Origin of the sequence: Providencia rettgeri (assembly GCF_023205015.1) — a bacterium.
Classification (GTDB): domain Bacteria; phylum Pseudomonadota; class Gammaproteobacteria; order Enterobacterales; family Enterobacteriaceae; genus Providencia; species Providencia rettgeri_E.
Map to the genome: position 1 here is coordinate 131,559 of NZ_CP096258.1, position 20,424 is coordinate 151,982.

Annotated in this window: 16 protein-coding genes, 1 tRNA gene and 1 pseudogene; 11 read left to right on the forward strand and 7 right to left on the reverse strand. The window is 40.6% G+C overall.

All coding sequences use genetic code 11. The annotated features are described in order from the left end of the window. Positions 1–11 precede the first annotated feature (11 nt). Positions 12–1,631, forward strand: a complete 1,620-nt coding sequence (gene pckA, locus M0M83_RS00560) for a phosphoenolpyruvate carboxykinase (ATP) (RefSeq protein ID WP_125894640.1) — start codon at positions 12–14, stop codon at positions 1,629–1,631. Between the two features lie 67 nt (positions 1,632–1,698). Here pckA and M0M83_RS00565 read toward each other — a convergent pair whose 3' ends face one another. Both M0M83_RS00565 and M0M83_RS00570 read right to left on the reverse strand, forming a co-directional pair. Then, entirely contained in the window at positions 1,699–2,397 is a 699-nt protein-coding gene (locus M0M83_RS00565; RefSeq protein ID WP_248467333.1) for a pirin family protein, read from the reverse strand. Positions 2,398–2,901: 504 nt separating this feature from the next. Further along, on the reverse strand, positions 2,902–4,101 hold the full coding sequence (locus M0M83_RS00570; protein ID WP_248467335.1) for an NAD(P)/FAD-dependent oxidoreductase: 1,200 nt from the start codon (positions 4,099–4,101) through the stop codon (positions 2,902–2,904). Positions 4,102–4,476: 375 nt separating this feature from the next. Here M0M83_RS00570 and pitA point away from each other — a divergent pair, with 375 nt between their 5' ends. Further along, positions 4,477–5,967 (forward strand): inorganic phosphate transporter PitA, encoded by a 1,491-nt coding sequence (pitA, locus tag M0M83_RS00575; protein WP_125894687.1) that lies wholly within the window; start codon positions 4,477–4,479, stop codon positions 5,965–5,967. Positions 5,968–6,099: 132 nt separating this feature from the next. Here pitA and uspB read toward each other — a convergent pair whose 3' ends face one another. Then, positions 6,100–6,435 (reverse strand): universal stress protein UspB, encoded by a 336-nt coding sequence (uspB, locus tag M0M83_RS00580; RefSeq protein WP_125894647.1) that lies wholly within the window; start codon positions 6,433–6,435, stop codon positions 6,100–6,102. A 451-nt stretch (positions 6,436–6,886) separates the two neighbouring features. On the opposite strand from uspB, the gene uspA reads away from it, so the two are divergent. Together uspA and gdhA are read left to right on the forward strand one after the other, a co-directional pair. Next, on the forward strand, positions 6,887–7,321 hold the full coding sequence (uspA, locus tag M0M83_RS00585; protein ID WP_004263149.1) for a universal stress protein UspA: 435 nt from the start codon (positions 6,887–6,889) through the stop codon (positions 7,319–7,321). A gap of 267 nt (positions 7,322–7,588) precedes the next feature. Continuing rightward, positions 7,589–8,923: an NADP-specific glutamate dehydrogenase gene (gdhA, locus tag M0M83_RS00590; RefSeq protein ID WP_125894649.1), complete on the forward strand. Its 1,335-nt coding sequence runs from the start codon at positions 7,589–7,591 to the stop codon at positions 8,921–8,923. Positions 8,924–9,006: 83 nt separating this feature from the next. Here the strand turns inward: gdhA and rsmJ are convergent, their stop codons facing one another. Beyond that, positions 9,007–9,777, reverse strand: coding sequence for a 16S rRNA (guanine(1516)-N(2))-methyltransferase RsmJ (rsmJ, locus tag M0M83_RS00595; RefSeq protein WP_125894651.1), 771 nt, complete (start codon positions 9,775–9,777; stop codon positions 9,007–9,009). After that, complete coding sequence (gene prlC, locus M0M83_RS00600) at positions 9,770–11,812, reverse strand: oligopeptidase A (RefSeq protein WP_248467337.1); 2,043 nt, start codon at positions 11,810–11,812, stop codon at positions 9,770–9,772. The genes rsmJ and prlC overlap by 8 nt, the downstream gene beginning before the upstream one ends. Positions 11,813–12,121: 309 nt before the next feature. Here prlC and M0M83_RS00605 point away from each other — a divergent pair. The 6 genes and pseudogenes from M0M83_RS00605 (at position 12,122) to M0M83_RS00630 (ending at position 18,179) form a co-directional block, all read left to right on the forward strand. Continuing rightward, a tRNA-Sec gene (locus M0M83_RS00605) sits at positions 12,122–12,216 on the forward strand. A 164-nt stretch (positions 12,217–12,380) separates the two neighbouring features. Continuing rightward, a pseudogene (locus tag M0M83_RS00610) lies at positions 12,381–12,572 on the forward strand (Arm DNA-binding domain-containing protein); the annotation flags it as partial. Between the two features lie 748 nt (positions 12,573–13,320). Further along, positions 13,321–13,851: a fimbrial protein gene (locus M0M83_RS00615; protein ID WP_125894658.1), complete on the forward strand. Its 531-nt coding sequence runs from the start codon at positions 13,321–13,323 to the stop codon at positions 13,849–13,851. A 115-nt stretch (positions 13,852–13,966) separates the two neighbouring features. Next, positions 13,967–16,420 carry a fimbria/pilus outer membrane usher protein gene (locus tag M0M83_RS00620; protein ID WP_248467339.1) on the forward strand — a complete coding sequence of 818 codons (2,454 nt, stop codon included), beginning with the start codon at positions 13,967–13,969 and terminating at the stop codon, positions 16,418–16,420. A gap of 22 nt (positions 16,421–16,442) precedes the next feature. Then, the gene (locus M0M83_RS00625; RefSeq protein ID WP_213914367.1) at positions 16,443–17,174 is read left to right on the forward strand and encodes a fimbrial biogenesis chaperone; all 732 of its coding nucleotides are present in this window, start codon (positions 16,443–16,445) and stop codon (positions 17,172–17,174) included. Positions 17,175–17,177: 3 nt separating this feature from the next. Beyond that, positions 17,178–18,179, forward strand: a complete 1,002-nt coding sequence (locus tag M0M83_RS00630; protein ID WP_125894664.1) for a fimbrial protein — start codon at positions 17,178–17,180, stop codon at positions 18,177–18,179. A gap of 169 nt (positions 18,180–18,348) precedes the next feature. Here the strand turns inward: M0M83_RS00630 and M0M83_RS00635 are convergent, their stop codons facing one another. Continuing rightward, complete coding sequence (locus M0M83_RS00635; protein WP_213914366.1) at positions 18,349–18,711, reverse strand: YibL family ribosome-associated protein; 363 nt, start codon at positions 18,709–18,711, stop codon at positions 18,349–18,351. Between the two features lie 299 nt (positions 18,712–19,010). Here M0M83_RS00635 and M0M83_RS00640 point away from each other — a divergent pair, with 299 nt between their 5' ends. After that, a complete protein-coding gene (locus M0M83_RS00640) occupies positions 19,011–19,550 on the forward strand; it encodes a DUF2058 domain-containing protein (RefSeq protein WP_248467340.1) in 540 nt (179 codons plus the stop codon). Between the two features lie 32 nt (positions 19,551–19,582). On the opposite strand, the gene M0M83_RS00645 is transcribed toward M0M83_RS00640, so the two are convergent. Further along, the gene (locus M0M83_RS00645) at positions 19,583–20,272 is read right to left on the reverse strand and encodes an RluA family pseudouridine synthase (protein WP_248467341.1); all 690 of its coding nucleotides are present in this window, start codon (positions 20,270–20,272) and stop codon (positions 19,583–19,585) included. Positions 20,273–20,424 lie beyond the last annotated feature (152 nt).

Here is a 20,424-nt window from a genome sequence, read left to right on the forward strand (position 1 = left end):
GGAGCAATATAATGAGCGCTAAAAGCATTACCCTGAAGGAACTTGAAAAGTACGGTATTCATGATGTAACTGAAGTGGTTTATAACCCAAGTTACGAGCTATTATTCACGGAAGAAACTAAGCCAGAACTTGAAGGTTATGAGCGCGGAACAGTAACTACTTTAGGTGCTGTTGCGGTTGATACAGGTATCTTTACTGGCCGTTCCCCAAAAGATAAATATATTGTACGTGATGATGTGACTCGCGATACAGTTTGGTGGGCAGACCAAGGTAAAGGTAAAAATGATAACAAACCTATGTCACAAGAAGTTTGGGCGGATCTCAAACATTTAGTGACGGAACAACTGTCAGGTAAACGTTTATTTATCGTTGATGCATTCTGTGGTGCGAACGCTGATACGCGTCTAAAAGTACGCTTTATCACTGAAGTTGCATGGCAGGCGCATTTCGTTAAAAACATGTTCATTCGCCCATCAGATGAAGAGTTAGTCGGTTTTGAACCTGACTTTATCGTTATGAATGGTGCGAAATGTACTAACCCGAATTGGAAAGCACAAGGTTTGAATTCAGAAAACTTTGTTGCGTTCAACTTAACAGAACGCATGCAACTGATCGGTGGCTCTTGGTACGGTGGCGAAATGAAGAAAGGTATGTTCTCTATGATGAACTACCTGTTGCCATTAAAAGGTATTGCATCTATGCACTGTTCCGCTAACGTCGGTGAAAAAGGCGATGTAGCCATTTTCTTTGGCTTATCTGGAACAGGTAAAACAACACTTTCTACGGACCCAAAACGCAAGTTAATTGGTGACGATGAACACGGTTGGGATGATGACGGCGTATTCAACTTTGAAGGCGGTTGCTACGCAAAAACGATCAACCTATCTAAAGAAGCTGAGCCAGATATCTATGGCGCTATCAAACGTGATGCGTTATTAGAAAACGTCGTAGTATTGGCAGATGGTTCAGTCGATTTCAATGATGGTTCGAAAACTGAAAACACCCGTGTTTCTTACCCAATCTACCACATTGAAAACATTGTAAAACCTGTTTCTAAAGCAGGTCATGCAACAAAAGTTATCTTCTTAACCGCAGATGCATTTGGTGTATTACCGCCGGTTTCTCGTTTGACGCCTGAGCAAACGCAGTATCACTTCTTGTCGGGCTTCACGGCGAAACTAGCAGGTACAGAGCGTGGTGTGACGGAACCGACCCCGACATTCTCTGCATGTTTTGGTGCTGCATTCTTATCACTGCACCCAACACAATACGCTGAAGTATTGGTTAAGCGTATGGAAGCTGTCGGCGCGAAAGCTTACTTAGTGAATACAGGTTGGAATGGTACAGGTAAACGTATTTCCATCAAAGATACACGTGCCATTATCGATGCTATTTTAAGTGGCGATATCGAAAAAGCAGACATGATTAAACTGCCGGTATTCGATTTAGAAGTCCCAACAGCATTACCGGGTGTGGATACCAATATCCTAGACCCACGTAATACTTATGCAGACAAAGCGCAGTGGGATGAAAAAGCGAAAGACTTAGCGGAACGTTTCGTGAATAACTTTGATAAGTACACGGATACTCCAGCAGGTGCTGCACTGGTGAAAGCAGGGCCAAAACAGTAATTGGCTTTGTGAGTCAATAAATAGAAAAAGGCTCTACCTAGGTAGAGCCTTTTTGTTGTGAAAATGATTATTCTGCGGCGGGTAAGTCAAACAACAGAATTTCACTATCTTCACTCGCTTTGATGGTGAGCTCTGTTTCCTGCCAAATGGCTAAACCATCGCTGGTGGTTGCTTTTTGGCCATTGACTTCAACATTCCCTTTAACGACTTGGATCCAGACAACACGTTTATCTGCGATCGCATGAGTGTGTGTTTTATTAGCTGGCAATGCCCAGCGCCACAGTTCCATATCTTGATAAACTTTTAATGAGCCATCACGCGCATCCGGTGATAGCACCAATTGCTTGCCATCTTTGGAATCAAACCGTTTTTGCTCATAACGCGGCTCAATCCCTGTTTTTTCAGGAATGATCCAAATTTGGTACAGATGTAACTCTTCTTCATTGCTTGGGTTGTATTCAGAATGACGAATACCCGTACCCGCACTCATAATTTGGAATTCACCCGCAGGGATTTGCTCCATATTGCCCATGCTGTCTTTATGTTCGACAGTCCCATTGAGCACATAGGTTAATATCTCCATATCGTTATGGGGATGTGTTCCAAACCCTTGGCCAGCCGCAATAAAGTCTTCGTTAATCACTCTTAGCGCAGAGAAGCCCATAAATTGCTCATCATAGTAGCTAGAGAATGAAAAGGTATGCCAACTGTCGAGCCATCCATGGTTTGCATGACCACGTTCGTTTGCTTTGCGTAAATAGATCATCGTGTTTTCTCCTGTACGGATTTCAACCTTGGTTGAACTCGCTCTAAATGTATTGATGACAGTTTAACCATTTTGCGAAAAGAGAAAAGTAGCTGCCATTAACCATAGGATCCAAAAAATTTGAATAAGTAGCTTTGAGATAAGTGAAGAAAATGGATAGAAAATGACGATGTGGGAATTTTAGCCAATTAAGCCGTTGATGTAGATAAAAAAATAGCCAGCGCAAGGCTGGCTAAAGTAAACACTGGAAGCAATGTGAGCAATGTCGTACTTCTTACAATAGGTGACTAAGTAACCGTATCGAGGAAGTAATGATAATGACAATAGTTATCACTATCGTTTGTAAAGCATTATTTTTAACCAAAATAATATATCTTATAATTAAAACTGCAATTATATGATTTCTATAGAGTTAAATATTAACCATTATTTTTCAATGGATTAAGATATATTCGGTTAAAAGGATGCAAACAAGAAGGCATCGCGGATATTGTTCCCTTTAAATTAATTAGGGGGAATGGGCAGGCTTTCTGCACAGGCTGCCGCAGAACTCCAAGCCCATTGGAAGTTATAACCACCTAACCAGCCAGTGACATCGACGACTTCACCAATAAAATATAGCCCCTCAGTTTTCAGTGAACCCATTGTTTTCGATGATATCTCATGGGTATCAACACCTCCTAGGGTCACCTCTGCGGTGCGGTAACCTTCTGTCCCGTTGGGTTGAACCTGCCAGGCATGTAACGTGTTATGCAGCACTTCAATTTGCGGATGGTTCAATTGCTTTAGGGCGCACTCAGGGATTTGCCCTTGGGCTTGCATGATTTCAATTAGCCGCTTAGGCAATAATTTTGCAAGGGTATTTTTTAAGGATTGATTTGGGTGCTCTTGCTTTTCTGCCGCTAAAAAGTCGCTCAGTGAAAGGTTAGGAAGTAAGTTAATACTCACATACTCTCCGGGGTTCCAATAACTAGAAATTTGCAAGATAGCAGGGCCGGAGAGGCCTCGATGGGTAAAGAGAATATTTTCTTTAAACAACGTCCCATCCGCAGCTGTCACGGTTGCTGCGACTGAGATCCCTGAAAGGACTTGCAGCGCTTCTAAAAGTGGCTTATGCAGTGTAAATGGCACAAGGCCAGCACGAGTTGGAATAATAGAGTGGCCAAATTGTTCTGCGATGCGGTAGCCAAATGGTGTGGCGCCAAGACCTGGCATCGATAACCCACCCGTTGCGACAACCAGTGAGCGAGCACTTACTTGACTTCCATTTACCGTGACCAGAAAGCCCTCTGGTATTTTTTCGACACCAGTGACTTCGCTGCGAAGTTTTATCGTTATATTCGGTAAGTTACACTCATTTTGCAGCATATCGACGATATCTTGTGCGCTATTATCACAAAAAAGCTGCCCTAGGGTTTTTTCATGGTATGGAATATTATATTTATCAACTAAAGCGATAAAATCCCACTGTGTATAGCGAGCAAGTGCTGACTTACAAAAATGCGGGTTTGTTGAAATGTAATTGCTATGCTCTGCGTACATATTAGTGAAATTGCAGCGACCACCACCGGACATCAATATTTTTCTGCCTAATTTTTTTCCGTTATCAACCACTAGCGTCTTTAAACCGCGTTTGCCAGAGTGTGAGGCACAAAATAAACCCGCTGCGCCAGCACCTAAAATAATAACGTCGAAATTTTTCACAGTAAGTGTCTCTATATATGTTTGATTTTAAGCATAATTACATTAGCAACACGGATATTTTACGTCATCTCATCATGATTGTAATGTAAAGCTTCGAGGAAGAACTGATGAAAACTATACAGGACGTATTATAATTAGAGAAATTCGTCTAAAAAAAGCAAACAACGATTATTTTCTGGAAATATCGTTAAAAAGTTTCAAAAATTCAGAATAAGTTTGATTGCTTTAATTTATTGAAAAATATGGGGTAATTGCTATGGGGTACTTTTTTGATGAGTAGTTAAATCAAAAAAAGGTTAGATTTTGCTTCCACCGCCAGCGTTTGTCACTGATAATGCGCCGCGTTCATGTCCAACATATAATGGCTTAACGTCTATGCTACATCTTTTTACAGGTTTAGAATTTCATACAGGTCTATTATTAGTTCTGGCACTGTTATTTGTGCTGGTCTATGAGGCTATAAATGGCTTCCATGACACCGCTAACGCGGTAGCTACGGTTATTTATACCAGAGCAATGCGGGCTCAGTTCGCAGTTGTCATGGCAGGGGTTTTTAACTTTTTTGGTGTCTTGCTGGGAGGGTTGAGCGTCGCATATGCAATTGTCCATCTCTTACCAACAGACCTCCTACTCAATGTGAGCTCAGCTCACGGCCTTGCAATGGTTTTTTCATTGCTCTTGGCTGCAATTATTTGGAACCTTGGAACTTGGTACTTAGGTATCCCTGCTTCCAGTTCGCACACGCTGATTGGCGCGATAATCGGGGTGGGTTTAACCAACGCGATTGTGACTGATTCGTCTGTCGTTGATGCCTTGAATATACCGAAAATGATCAGTATTTTCATGTCATTAATTTTGTCTCCAGCTATCGGTTTTGTGATTGCCGGTTTGATGATTTTCTTTTTGCGCCGTTATTGGAGTGGCACAAAGAAACGTCGACGTATTCACTTAACACCAGCGGAACGTGAGAAAAAAGATGGTAAGCGTAAGCCACCATTCTGGACCCGAACTGCATTGATTTTGTCAGCAGTTGGGGTAAGTTTCTCTCATGGTGCGAACGATGGCCAGAAAGGCATCGGTCTTATCATGCTAGTGCTAATTGGTGTTGCCCCAGCAGGTTTCGTTATGAATATGAATTCTAACGGTTATGACATCGCAAAAACGCATGATGCGGTTGTCCACCTGCAACAATACTATGAAACACATAAACCAGCGTTAAACCATGCAATAGAAAATGCGCCTGCCGTTGCAGAAAGTAGTGATGAACCAGGTGGCGAATTCCATTGTGATAGCACGCGTACTGCCGCTATTTTAAATCAAGCTCAAACGATGCTAAATGGCATTCAAAGCTACGAAGAGTTGACGCCAGACCAACGTAACCACGCACGCCGTTTACTGATGTGTATCTCTGATACTGCGAATGCGGTTGCGAAATTACCAGAAACAAGCTCGAAAGATGCCAGCTTGCTGAAAAAACTCAGTAATGATTTGCTGTATACCGTTGAATATGCGCCTCTGTGGATCATTATTGCGGTTGCTTTAGCATTATCATTAGGCACCATGTTCGGTTGGCAGCGTGTTGCCGTGACCATTGGTGAGAAAATTGGTAAGAAAGGCATGACTTATGCGCAAGGTGTCTCTGCTCAGGTGACTGCTGCGGTGTCTATCGGCGTGGCAAGTTATACTGGTATGCCAGTTTCAACAACGCAGGTTTTATCTTCTGCCGTTGCGGGGACAATGGTTGTCGATGGTGGTGGTGTACAAACAAAAACCATTAAAAGCATTGCGTTAGCATGGTTATTAACGTTACCGGTGTCCATTGTGTTATCGGGCGGTTTGTACTGGCTATCGCTGCTGTTTATCTAGTCGCACTCATTTTGGCTTCATGCATGAGTATGGAGCTTTTAACCGTTACATGAACACAGTTGTCTACATATACAAAATAGTGATGATCGTAAGGTCATCACTATTTTTTTATTAGTCAGTCACTAATTACAATTAACCCGTTATCAATAAATAGACTAAGCTCACGACAACAAGAATGCTGAGCCTGCTTATCATCATGAATTGCTTGCGGATCCGCTCACAACGCAAAATAACCTCAGGGTCATAATGTTCAAGGTATTGTTTGTTATTTATATATCGAACTAACCGTAGTTGCTTGTTCAGTTGACCGTGTGTAGTAAAAAAACCATTACCATCAACGGATTGATAAAGCAGAGGGTCTGAGTCCCTTAGAATAGATAATAAAGCACGAATGGAAGAAAAATACCGCATCATATTTAAGATGCACAAAATGCATAATGCCCAAAACAATGCAATCATACTGAACATAATCCTCTCCTTAGAACCTAGCTCAAGCTCACAGCAATTGTCGCAAAGGAAATACAGCAGAAAAATTGTACTTATACTCAGTTATTTTATTGTAGGATAAATTACTGTTTAAAAAAAGTGCAGTTAGCGCAAATTTGTGATGACCTTTTGTTTATATTGAAGAAATTAAACTTGGGTTACTGAACTTTGATATCACAGTTTGCTGTACAACCTTGTTGTTTCTCTAAGCTAAAGTATTTCCCATAACTCGAATTTTTTAGGGCTATATATTAATATTGAATGAATGATGTTATTGTTTTATAAAATGTTATATGCAGTGATGATTTTAAGGTTAATCTGCTTAGATGTGATCAAAGCGACACTTAATAATCACAATTAGCGGGTATAGTATTCATAAAAATGTGGTGAAGGCATAACCACCAGATAATCAGCATTCCGAAGGAGTTTACTTATGGCTTACAAACATATTCTCGTTGCGGTAGATTTATCACCTGAAAGTAAAGTATTACTGGATAAGGCTGTCTCTATGGCAAAACCTTACGGGGCCAAAGTATCTATGATCCATGTTGATGTTAACTATTCAGACCTCTATACCGGTCTTATTGATGTCAATCTTGGAGACATGCAGCAACGTATTACTGATGAAACGCGTAATGCTCTGAAGGACTTGTCTGCGGGTGCAGGTTATGAAATTCAAGAAACACTCAGTGGCAGCGGTGACCTAGGTCAAGTACTGGTCGATGCCATTAAAAAATACAATATGGATTTAGTGGTCTGTGGGCATCACCAAGATTTCTGGAGCAAGCTGATGTCGTCTGCTCGTCAGTTAATCAATACCGTCCATGTGGATATGTTGATTGTTCCACTGAATGATGATGAAGAATAATCCATATCTCTATATTTGAAATATTATTCACTAAAAACGCTTGCTTATGCAGGCGTTTTTTTTGTTTCAAAATATGTATCTTGAGGGAGTTATTGGCAGGTCAAGCAATTTATTTTGCTATTGAGTGAAAAAAAACCTTGAATTTAGAATACAAACTAATGATATATTCAATAGGCAAACGCAAATCAACCTCACATTTCCTAAAAATAATGAAAAGAAAGAGTGAGGCACATCACAACAACTACAATGTTAAAAAGGAAGACATAGATGACACAATCACTATCTTCGTTCTTGGAGTCTGTCCAAAAAAGAGACCCTTCTCAACCTGAATTTCTACAAGCAGTGCGTGAAGTATTCACTTCCCTTTGGCCGTTTTTAGAGCAAAATGCTAAGTATCGTGACCAAGCTTTACTGGAACGTTTTGTTGAACCTGAGCGTGTAATTCAATTTCGAGTGTGTTGGGTGGACGACCAAGGTAAAGTTCAAGTCAATCGTGCATGGCGTGTGCAATTTAGCTCTGCAATCGGCCCATTCAAAGGTGGTATGCGTTTTCATCCATCTGTGAATTTATCTATCCTGAAATTCTTAGGCTTCGAACAAACACTGAAAAATGCTTTGACCACATTACCAATGGGTGGTGGTAAAGGTGGCTCTGACTTTGATCCTAAAGGTAAAAGTCATGGTGAAGTGATGCGTTTTTGCCAAGCATTGATGACAGAATTGTATCGCCATATCGGTTCTAATACTGACGTCCCTGCAGGGGATATTGGTGTGGGTGGTCGTGAAGTGGGCTTTATGACAGGGATGATGAAAAAACTGTCTAATGACACTTCTTGTGTATTCACGGGTAAAGGATTGTCTTTTGGTGGCAGTTTAATTCGTCCAGAAGCAACCGGTTACGGTTTGGTTTATTTCACCAATGCGATGCTAAAACGCCATGGCCTAGGTTTTGAAGGAATGCGTGTTGCGGTTTCCGGTTCAGGTAACGTTGCGCAGTACACCATTGAAAAATGTATGGAATTGGGCGCGAAAGTCGTTACTGCATCTGATTCAAGTGGCACAGTTGTTGATGAAGCCGGCTTTACAACAGAGAAATTAGCTCGTTTAGAAGAAATCAAAAACAACTATGGTCGTATTGAAGAATATGCAAAAGAGTTTGGCTTAACTTACTTAGCGGGTCAGCAACCATGGAATGTGCCTGTTGATATCGCTCTGCCATGTGCAACACAAAATGAGCTGGATGTTGATGCAGCAAAAGTGTTAATTAAAAATGGCGTTAAAGCGGTCGCAGAAGGGGCTAATATGCCAACAACTATTCCTGCAACTGAGCTGTTCCTTGAAGCAGGGGTGCTGTTTGCACCAGGCAAAGCGGCTAACGCAGGTGGTGTTGCGACTTCCGGTCTAGAAATGGCACAGAATGCGGCTCGCCTAGGTTGGAAAGCAGAGAAAGTTGACGCTCGTCTGCACCACATCATGTTGGATATCCACCAGCATTGTGTGGAATTCGGTGGTGAAGAGAAACAAACAAACTATGTTCAAGGCGCTAATATCGCGGGCTTCGTAAAAGTCGCTGATGCAATGCTTGGGCAGGGTGTGTTGTAATTCTCTGACCTCAAAACGTACGCGAAAGGGCGGCTGTATCATACTGATAAATTCACCTGTACATACGCCCTTCGCCGTTACGTTTATTCGTTACTTTTAATGCATGGATAGATATCAAACCGATGGTTTTTAGTGGTAACCGCTGATGGCGCTTTTTGTCCCGCTAGGGGTTCTGCGTAGTCAGGGCGCTTAACAACCACTCTACGTTTAGCCAAAGCAAGCGCAGGGGCTAATAAGGAATCTGCGTCATTATCTGCTCCCACCAATGACTGAAATACCCGCATTTCTTTTTTCACCAAAGCACTTTTTTGCCGATGAGGATACATTGGGTCAAGATAGATAACATCAGGGGCATGGGTTATCTCACTCAGTGCTGTAATACTGGACGCATGAATCAATGACATTCGCTCTTGTAACCATGGGCCAATTTCTGCATCTTGATAGCCTCGTTGTAAACCATCATCCAATAGAGCAGCAACCACAGGGTGGCGCTCTAACATGCGGACATGGCAACCGAGAGCGGCTAGAACAAAGGCATCACGCCCTAAACCAGCAGTGGCATCAATCACATCGGGAAGATAATCTTTTTTGATCCCGACGGCTTTGGCAACAGCTTCACCGCGACCTCCACCAAATTTGCGACGATGGGCCATCGCGCCCGAGACGAAATCAACAAAAATACCCCCTAACTTAGGCTCATCTAGTTTGCGCAGTTGTAAGTTTTCAGGCGTAAGTACAACCGCCATAACGGCATCAGGGGTGTGAGAAAGTTGCCATTTTTCAGAAAGTTGAGAAAGAGTGCCGGGATCGGCACCCTCTTCGCAGATCAATTGGATCTCAATACGATTAGCCATGAATACCATAGCTCTTCAACATGGCATCGAGTTCTGGTTTGCGACCACGGAAGCGTTCAAACAGCGTCATTGGTTCTTCTGAACCACCACGACTTAAGATATTGTCGAGGAAAGACTGACCCGTTTGGCGGTTAAAGATACCTTCTTCACTGAAACGTGAATATGCATCAGCTGCAAGCACATCTGCCCATAAGTAGCTGTAATAGCCTGCTGCATAGCCACCTGCGAAAATATGGCTAAAAGCATGTGGGAAGCGCGACCATGTTGGTGAAGGGACCACGGCGACTTTATCTTTAATTGCATATAACGTGGGCATGACTTGCGCACCTTTTGCTGGGTCATACTCAGCATGTAAGGTGAAATCAAACAGGCCAAATTCCAACTGGCGCAGAACAAACATGGCTGACTGGTAATTCTTCGCCGCTAACATGCTATTGAGCATTTCTGTTGGTAATGGTTCGCCTGTCTCATAATGGCCAGAAATAAATTCGAGGGCTTCAGGCTCCCAGCACCAATTTTCCATAAACTGACTTGGCAGTTCGACAGCATCCCATGGTACACCATTGATCCCAGCGACATCGGCCACATCAATTTGCGTTAACATATGGTGCAAGCCGTGACCAAATTCGTGGAATAAGGTCGTGACTTCATTATGCGTAAACAGTGCGGGTTTATCGCCAAGTGGTTTGTTGAAGTTACAGGTTAAATAGGCTACAGGATTTTGTAATGAGCCGTCTTTATGCACCATGCGGCCAACACAGTCATCCATCCAAGCTCCGCCTCGTTTATGTTCGCGAGCATAGAGGTCTAGGTAGAAGCTGCCGCGTAAGGTATTGGTTTCATCATAGAGTTCAAAGAAACGCACATCTTTATGCCATGTTTCTACATCATTGCGTTCTTTGGCCGTTAAACCATAGATACGATGAACAACTTCGAACAACCCATTCAGTACGCGTTGTTCAGGGAAATATGGACGTAATTGTTCATCATTTAATGAGAATTTATGCTGTTTTTGTTTTTCGCTGTAATAAGCTAAATCCCAAGACTCAAGTGTATCGACACCATAATGTTCTTTAGCAAAAGCCGTTAGTTCAGCTAGTTCATTTTCCCCTTGTTGATGAGCACGGTCGGCTAAATCATTGAGGAAATTTAGCACTTGCTCTGGCGATTCGGCCATTTTGGTGGCAAGGGATTTTTCTGCGTAGTTTTTAAAACCTAATAATTGCGCTAGTTCGTGGCGTAAAGCCATCAGTTCATCAATTAATTCGCTGTTATCCCATTTACCCGCATTTGGGCCTTGGTCAGACGCACGGGTGCTATATGCATGGCTCATCTCACGTCGTAATTCTGAGTTGTCAGCATAGGTCATAACAGGTAAGTAGCTTGGCATATCGAGGGTAAGTAAGTAGCCTTCTTCACCTTTTGACTCAGCCATGGCTTTTGCTGCGGCAATAGCACTTTCCGGCATGCCTGCTAATTCTTTTTCGTCTTTAATGAGCTTACTCCAACCCATGGTCGCATCAAGGACGTTATTGCTAAACTTAGAGGCTATCTCCGACAAACGTGCAACAATTTCACCATAACGTTGCTGTTTTTCAGCAGGTAAGCCAATGCCGGATAATTCAAAATCACGTAAAGTATTTTCGATAGATTTACGTTGAGCTTGGGTAAGGGAATTAAATTCATCCCCTTCTTTTAATGATTTATATGCTTGGTATAAAGGCTCATGTTGCCCCATCCAAGTACTGAATTCAGACAGTAATGGCAAACATTGTTCGTAGGCTTCACGTAATTCAGGGCTGTTTTTCACGGAGTGTAAATGACCCACTGGTGACCAAACACGAGAAAGCTTATCACTAGCTTCTTCTAAAGGTTGGCACAGGTTATCCCAAGTGTATTGATCTGTTGCACTCAGCAGGTTTTCTACTGTTTGGCGATATTCATTGAGTACGTGTTGGACTGCGGGAAAAATATCCGCGGGCTCTATAGTAGAAAAGCGGGGTAGTGCGGAATCGGCTAATAATGAATTTGTCATAAAACATCCTGTGATTGCAGGCTTGCGCTCGTAGGCCAAGGCTTACTGTGTTGACAATAAAAGTTTAATGGCGAACTTAGACCCAAAGATGGTCAATATTATGGGTGATAGAACCAGCACGCCATTGCGAATATAAGAAAGTATATGGGGGCAAATGTACAAACCTCAATATCAATCTAACGTTTTTTCTTATTAACGCTTATCAATAAATGGGATTTTTATTGGCTTTTATCAATAAAGGCAATAGTTGTAGTTTCAATGCTTTGGAAAATAATGAATTCAGTCTATAATCACTTTCCAATCTATAGAGGAAGATCGTCGTCTCCGGTGAGGCGGCTGGATTTCAAATCCAGTTGGGGCTGCCAGCAGTCCCGGGCAGGTTCGACTCCTGTGATCTTCCGCCAAACGCAGTTTCTGAATTTCTCTCAAAGTCTATATTTTCCTTTTAAATCAACAAGATTAATCACTTCGAAGTCTGTCTAATTCTCCCCATGTTTACTGGTTTATACCCCTGTTTGGGGGCAAAATTGGGGGCATAATTTTTCCTTATTTTTTGGATGCCCCCACGATGAAGCTTTGCGCCCGCCAGGTAGCGGCCTCAAGGCCAATGGTAACCCCCTATAAAATGACCGATGGAGGGGGGTTATATCTCGAGGTTAACACCAATGGATCGAAGGCTTGGAGAATGAAATATCGTTTTGGAGGAAAAGAGAAACGACTTTCTTTTGGAATGTACCCACTAGTTTCACTCGCTGATGCGCCCATAATATTCAGGCGAGTGAGTCACGAGTACATTTACGGGAGTAAAAAATATTGATTGTGACTGTGGACTATGAACTTTCTATCAAGTAAACCAATCATTTTAAAACGATCCAAAGAACTGTATTTGCTTGCATAGGTAGGGAGAAGGTGGAAGAGCTGATTATTTGTTATGTATAAGTGGTCATGTAACGCATTGTTTTATTACGTATTTTATTTTATGAATTATATCTTATAAATAAGGCGTAATATAACAGTATATCGCAATTTATTTAACACAATAAGATTATGCTAATAAAAACAAGGTGTTAAAATTAATATTTGCATAAAGAAATTACTTTAACGTTATAAACTCATTACAAATCAGTGAATGGTTGTAAGTAAATATCTCAAAAACTCCATTTCGGAGTACATAAAATATATTTAACTAACGAAATACGCTTTCTGTGTGTTTTTTTTGTTTTTGTTAGTTATGTTAATTCTTAGTTCTGACTTATTTATTATTTTAAGATTAAAATTCTAATTTTGATGATCTGAGAGGTTATTGATGAAAATAATGATAAATCTTAAGTTTTTAATTTTCATTTAATATCAATGAGTTAATTTGATATTTTTCGTTACATTCTACAAGGTAAATACATACTTTAGCGATATCTGCGTACGCATTTTACGGATATTATTCATTTCGTTCCTCACAGCAGGTAAATAATTTTTAATTTAATTACTCTTTAATATATAAGGTATACAAAATGAATAAGACTTTAATCGCATTATGCTTAGCGTTAACTACGACTTCTATTTCTGCAATGGCTGCGGATGCTGGTTCTGGTAAAATTACATTTAAAGGAACTGTAAATAGCGGTGCTTGTACAATTGCTCCTTCTGATGTTAATAAAGAAGTTCAATTAGGAAGTATTTCAGCGGCTAATTTAGCTACTGCGGGTAAAACAGGTCCATTAAATACATTTGAATTAAAATTACAAGATTGCCAACTTGATTCAGGTACTGCAGGCTCACCTTATTCTAAAGTAAAAATTACATTTAATGGTCAACCTGATACAGCGAAAGCAACATTATGGTCAAACTCAGGCAGTGCAGATAACGTTGCTGTGGCATTCTTTGATAATGCAGGTAAAACAATCAAGCCAGGTGAGACTTTAGAACAAACACTGAAAGCATCTGAAACCACTATTATTTTATCTGCTCAAGCAGAATCAACTGGTACAGCAACTTCAGGTAGCATCAGCTCTGTTGCAAACTATGTATTAAGCTACGAATAAGATAGCCATTATGTCTAGCCCAAAAGCTTTACGCTAATTAGCGTAAAGCTTTGTATTCCCCCACTACAATAATAAGAGTGCCAACATGTATTTTAAGAAAAAAAATATAGGTTATATGATCTCACTCATTATATGTGGTGGGTATGCTAATGCTGAAACCTTTAATATTAATGCACTTAATTTATCTGTCGAAGATAATATTGATTTAAGCTATTTTGAGAAAAATAGTTTAAATGAAGGTCTGTATGAATCGGATGTTATTTTAAATGACAAAAAAATTATCCGTGGCGAAAAAATTAAATTTATTAGCAATAACGGTATTATTGAGCCGTGTATTACAGCACAGTTAATAAAACGTTTTCCTTTAAATAAAGAAGCGAAAGAAAAATTAATTTCGTCTCAAGAAGATAACTGTATTAATTTATCATCTCTCGATGAAAATGTAGCTATCGATTTTAATGATAGTGAACAAGTTCTTGTTATTTCTATTCCACAAAAATACATGGAATCCACTTATTCTTCGTGGGTTAGCCCGGAAATGCGCGATTACGGCATTGCAGGCTTAATTTTAGATTACACAATTAGTGATAATCATTTAGTTCGCAAAAATGAAGCAACACGTAACCAGTTATATGCTTTCGGTAATGTGGGAGCAAACTTAGCGCAATGGCGTTTACGTGCAAATTACCAATATGAAAACAAGTTAGTAGGCGAGGATGGGCGTAGCGGTAAGAAACAAAGCTTAGACTGGGACCAAGTCTATGCTTTTAGGGACATTGCTAGTTTATCGGCAAAGCTGTTTGCTGGGGAAATCTTTGTTAAATCTGACTTATTTGATAGCGTGCGTTTCAAGGGCGTGAGCATTTTTACAGACGAAAGCATGATGCCACCTAATCTTAGAGGTTACGCACCTCAAGTTACGGGGATTGCTGCCTCAAATGCAACAGTCACATTATCACAAAATGGCCGTATTATTAGCCAAGTAAAAGTCCCCGCAGGTCCTTTTGTTATTAAGGATTTAAGCCAATCCGTCATGGGAACCATTGATGTTACAGTGACAGAGGATAACGGTAAAGAAACAAAGTTTCAGTTTACAACAACCAATATTCCGTTTTTGACTCGTAAAGGTCAAGTTCGCTATACCATGAATTTAGGCCAGTTATCCCCTAAAAATGGAACCTATGCTGACGATAATTTCATGACGGTTGAAAGCTCAGTTGGGGTATTTAACAACACCTCTGTTTTTGGTGGGTTAGTAGCGACTTCAGGGAATAAATATCAAGCCGTTAATATAGGTATTGGTCAAAACCTCGGTTTTTTAGGTGCTTTCTCGGTGGATATCACCCAATCTTACGCAGATACCTTGTTAGGGCGTGAGAAAGGAAAAAGCTATCGTATTAACTATGCAAAAGACTTACCCAGTATTGATGGACAGCTGACGTTAACAGGCTACCGTTTCGCAGACAGAACATTTAACTCATTATCCAATTTTGTTGAGCAAAACTTTGTAGACAGACAAGAAATCGATACAAATAAAGATAAGCATGTTTTTTCATTGTCTTACGCTCAGCAATTACGCGGCATCAATGCAAGTGCAAATATCACGGCATCACGTAAGACATATTGGAATGGCAAGCAAAATAACTATTTTAGTGTAGGTTTAAATAAGTTCTTTGATGAAGGTGTCATGAAAGGCGGGAATATATCACTGTCTTTAAACCAAGTTCGTGGCTCTAATAATAAAACGGATAACCAAATTTATTTGTCTGTCAGTAAGCCATTAAGTTCTGAAGACAAAAATGCATCAATATCTTATTTTGCATCTTATAGCGACAATACCAAACGCTATACTAATAACGTTAATTACAGCCGACATGTTGATAAAAACACGAATTATAATTTAACGGCATCAACCCAAGATGGTTTATCGGAAGGTATGGTCAGCACTTATGTGTCACACAGCGCTGATGCAGGGCAAGTACAAGTGACAGGCGCATTATCAGACTCAATGAGCTCACTCAGTATGACAATGAGTGGTTCAGTCACTGCGACACAACACGGTATTTCAGCTCACCGCCTCACGTATCGTGACCAATCTCGATTAGTGGTTGATGTACCAAATGCTAAAGGCGTTATTATTGAAAATGGTAGTGCAACAACAAACAGTCGTGGATTAGCGACTATCAGTAATGTACCAACCTACTATAATATGGAATATAAGGTTGACGTGAATAATCTTCCAGATACCGTGAATATTGATGATAACGTTTTAGCGTCTACACTCACGGATGGGGCAATAGGCTATGCTAAAATGGATGCGGATATAGGTAAATCATTGATAACAAGAGTTAAATTATCTAATGGTCAATATCCACCATTAGGCTCAGTGGTGAAAAATAACGTAACGGGTAAAGTTTCAGGCATTATTGCTGAATCTGGCATCGTATACTTAACTGGTTTGAATATGGGCGACCAACTTAGCGTCAATTGGGGTGATGCTCAAACGTGTACATTCCTTGCTGACAGTCTGCTTGCTAAAAGTAGCGATTCAATGACTTGTAGTCACTAATGTGATTTAAATGGGTGAAAAAATGACATTATTTAAAAAAGTGCTTTCCGTTGTTTTACTGTCAAGCGTAATGGGTCAAGCATATGCAGTACTTGGGTTAGATAGAACCCGTATTATTTTTAATGAAGCCGATGGCGGAACCAGTGTCGTTGTTGAAAACCAAGATGCGGGGTCCTCTTTTTTAGCCCAAACTTGGATAGAGAACCAAAAAGGTGAGAAGCTGACGAACTCGTTAGTGGCTTTGCCTTTCTTGCAAAAAATTGGCCCTAAGCAGAAAAAACAAATCAAAATTACGTACATGGATGGGCAAAATACATTACCGACGGATAGAGAAAGCCTGCTTTATTTCAATGTATTAGGCATTCCACCTCAAGGGAAAGAAGCGAATACAGTTCAATTTACTATCCAATCACGCTTAAAACTGTTTTACCGTCCAAAAGGCATTGACTACAAAATATCAGCAGATAAAGATTTTCAGCGGGATTTAAAAGTCACAAAACAAGGTGGAAGTATTACATTGTCAAACCCAACACCGTTTAATATTGTGATAACAAATATCAATGTCGATCAAAGCAAGGATAAAAATTTTCCTGAAGTGCTTGTAGCTCCGTTTAGTGATTCTACAGTGACATTGAAAAACCCTGCATGGAACAGTTTTGAAGTTGCCTATATTGATGATTTTGGTGGATTGAAATTTAATAAATATCAATGTGCAGCGGCACCGTCTTGCCAATTACTGCCACAGGCGAAATAAAAAATGCAAAAGCTGAATCTTACTAAGATGAAAATAAAACAGCAGCTATGGCAAGGAGGGGTATTTTTTCTCCTTCTTATGTCCGGTACAGCAGCTTATGCAGGAGTGACATGTAGACCAAACTCCAGTACGCCGGGAACGGGAAATCCGTGGAATCCGCTGCCTGAAGTCTATATCGATATGAATACAACACCCGGTGTGGTTGCTCCAGGGACATTATTGGGCTCTGCGAGTAGTGGTTGGTTTGTATGGGCTTGTGTATTTTCAGGCTCAAAAGCAGAGCGTACAATTTGGTTTAACAACCAAACCTCGACGAATACAAAAAACTTACTCAAAAATAGCGGCATCAGGCTTTATCAGGATAGTATGTATGGTAAGTCTGTTGAAATAACAGCGGACAATACACCATCTTTAGAAGTAGGTTCTTGGGAGGCGGGTGCTAAAAGTGTGGTGTTTGGTTATACATATCGAGTTATCCGAGGTACGGGTGAATTAAAATCTTTTGATACTGGTGTTTTTAATGTGGGCTATCACAGTGATTACCAGAGAAGAAATTTTGGGGATATGTATCAGGCTAGGATCATCGGGAAACTGGTGAACTACTGTCCAACGCCGATTGTTCGTATGAGCAATAAAGTGGTTGATTTTAAAGAATTAACGGTTGAGAGCTTTGAAAATGGTAAAACAGTTAAAGAAAATTTTTCTTTAGATTTAGTACCGGATTCAACATGTGAAGCTGCATTAGAAATCAGTGTCGCGTTCCAAAGCAACAGTGGTGTGGTAAATAAAAAATATATGCTCTTTAACAATGGCCTACAGGCGACAATCACAGATAGAACTAGTAATCAGCAGGTTATGTTTGACCAATATTACTATAAAGGAAGTATCAGTAAACAAAAGCCAGGCTATTTCCCTTATAGTGTCGAGTTATCAAAGAAAGATGATGAAGCCATTAAATCAGGGCAGTTCAGTAACACTGTGAATGTTTTATTTACTTACCGTTAGAAAGTTTGACTCATACTGTGGTGTTTAGCGAATACTGTTTGTGTTCAAAATGCGGAGGTGGGCTTTTTAGCGGAAAATGACTGACTAGCGGTTCTTAATCACGAAAAGTGTATTAGGAACCTTCCAGTATTCGTTAGATATTACAGATCTTAATTGGATTAATTTTTAACTAGAAATCATGTTTAGCAAAACCAGTCATAATATCCAATTCCATTTCGCGGCCTAATGCCGTCATTGGGTGAACAATTATTAAACCTCGCACGGACTTCTTCAGCTTGCCAAGGTCGGCTTGTTCTTTTTTCGTAATGGGGCGCTTGAACGGCATGTCCTCCAATTTCTGCGCTTCTTTGCTGAGTTTTTTGTTACGTAACGCTTTTAGACGAACAATCTCAGTTTCTAATACCGCTTTTTCTTTCTCCAGCTCTGCATACTTTTCTGCTTCATTAGTCAGCTGCATACTTGTCATCTGATGGCGAATAAGGTCTAAACGGTCACTAAGGAGTTTAATTTGTGTTTTTTCGATTTCTTTCATTATTCATTAACCGTGGATAAATTCTTGTTGGCAAGTATACACGATTCTGCACAAGAGAGTGTAAAGGGATGTTACCCTATGAATGGCTGTTTCCATTCCAAAATAGACAGTGGCTATGGTAGAGATAAATGAATACTTATATTTTTTAGAAAATTAAACTACCGCTAAATAGATCGATAGAAGACCAGTTTAGTTTTATGGCCATTGGCATTGAAAGGCTTTTATGTGGATGAAGGCCTATCCGGCCTCAGTGGCTACAGGTATAATCACATAATTATCTGATAGATTTAGAGGCGAAGATGGCAAAACTCACCTTACAAGAGCAAATGCTAAAAGCAGGATTAGTCACTAGTAAGAAAATGGCGAAAGTGCAAAGAACGGCTAAAAAATCACGGGTTCAAGCGCGTGAAGCAAGAGAAGCCGTAGAAGAGAATAAAAAAGCACAACTTGAGCGAGACAAACAATTGAGTGAGCAACATAAACAAATGGTGCAATCCAAAGAGTTTAAAGCGCAAGTTAAACAACTTATTGAGATGAATAAAGTTGATATTTCAAAGGGAGATATTAGTTTTAATTTCACCGATAATAATGTGATCAAGCAAGTGGTAGTGGACAAGATAACGCAAACACAGTTGATCAGTGGGCGCCTGGCGATTGCGCGTTTATCGATTGATAACAGTGATGTTAATGAGTATGTGATTATCCCTGCAAGTGTAGCGGATAAAATAACCCAAAGGGATGCGGATAGTATCGTACTCAATAATGCGCTCAGCCAAGAAGAACAAGATGAAGATGACCCGTACGCGGACTTTAAGATCCCTGACGACCTGATGTGGTAATACTCGGCAAATTTTAAGTCGTAGCTTTGGCGTTAAAACGGGCTCGCACAGCGAGTATTAACTCTTTCTTGGCTAATGGGATGAACAAAATGTAGTTCGCTGGCATGTAACATGAGGCGAGATACATGCTCTGGTATTTGGCCCCCATATAAGTCACAGCCTAATATAGGGTAACCTAATTTTTGGCAATGGATGCGTAGCTGGTGGGTACGCCCTGTTTCAGGTATTAATTGGACTCGGGTTACTGGGAGCAATGTGCCATTATCTAATGGGTGATGCAGACGCTCAATCACTTGGTAGTGGGAGCGGGCAGGTTTGCCATTAATTTCGCAAAGAGACATGCGAGGAAACAACGCTGGGTCTCTTGCTATTGCCGCATCAATGATGCCTTCATTATCTGTTAAATGACCACAAAGTAGGGCTTGATATATTTTAATGACAGTGCGCTGGCTAAATTGTTGGCTCAGCGCGGCATTGATTGCTTTATTACGAGCCACTACCATCAATCCAGATGTGCCAAAATCGAGGCGGTGAACAAGAGTACATTCAGGGAATATTTGTACTAATCGGTGATGGACGGAATCTACGTTTTGAGGATTTTTTCCAGAAAGGCTGAGTAGGCCACTTGGCTTGTTAATAAGAACGAGGTACTCATCCTGATAGATAATTTCTATCTTATCGTGACAGGGTGGGGCAATAAAGGTGTCGATGATTTCAGTCATTAGCTTTTCCAGCAACAATGGGCGCTGATAATAACCAATTTTTTGTCGGCTGGCGAACGCTTGCCACTAATATTGGGGAAATTTATTGTTCAGGCTAAAATCAAAGCCGTGGTTTGCACATGCATTGTGCTCTATACTGCGCGTTGTAAAAG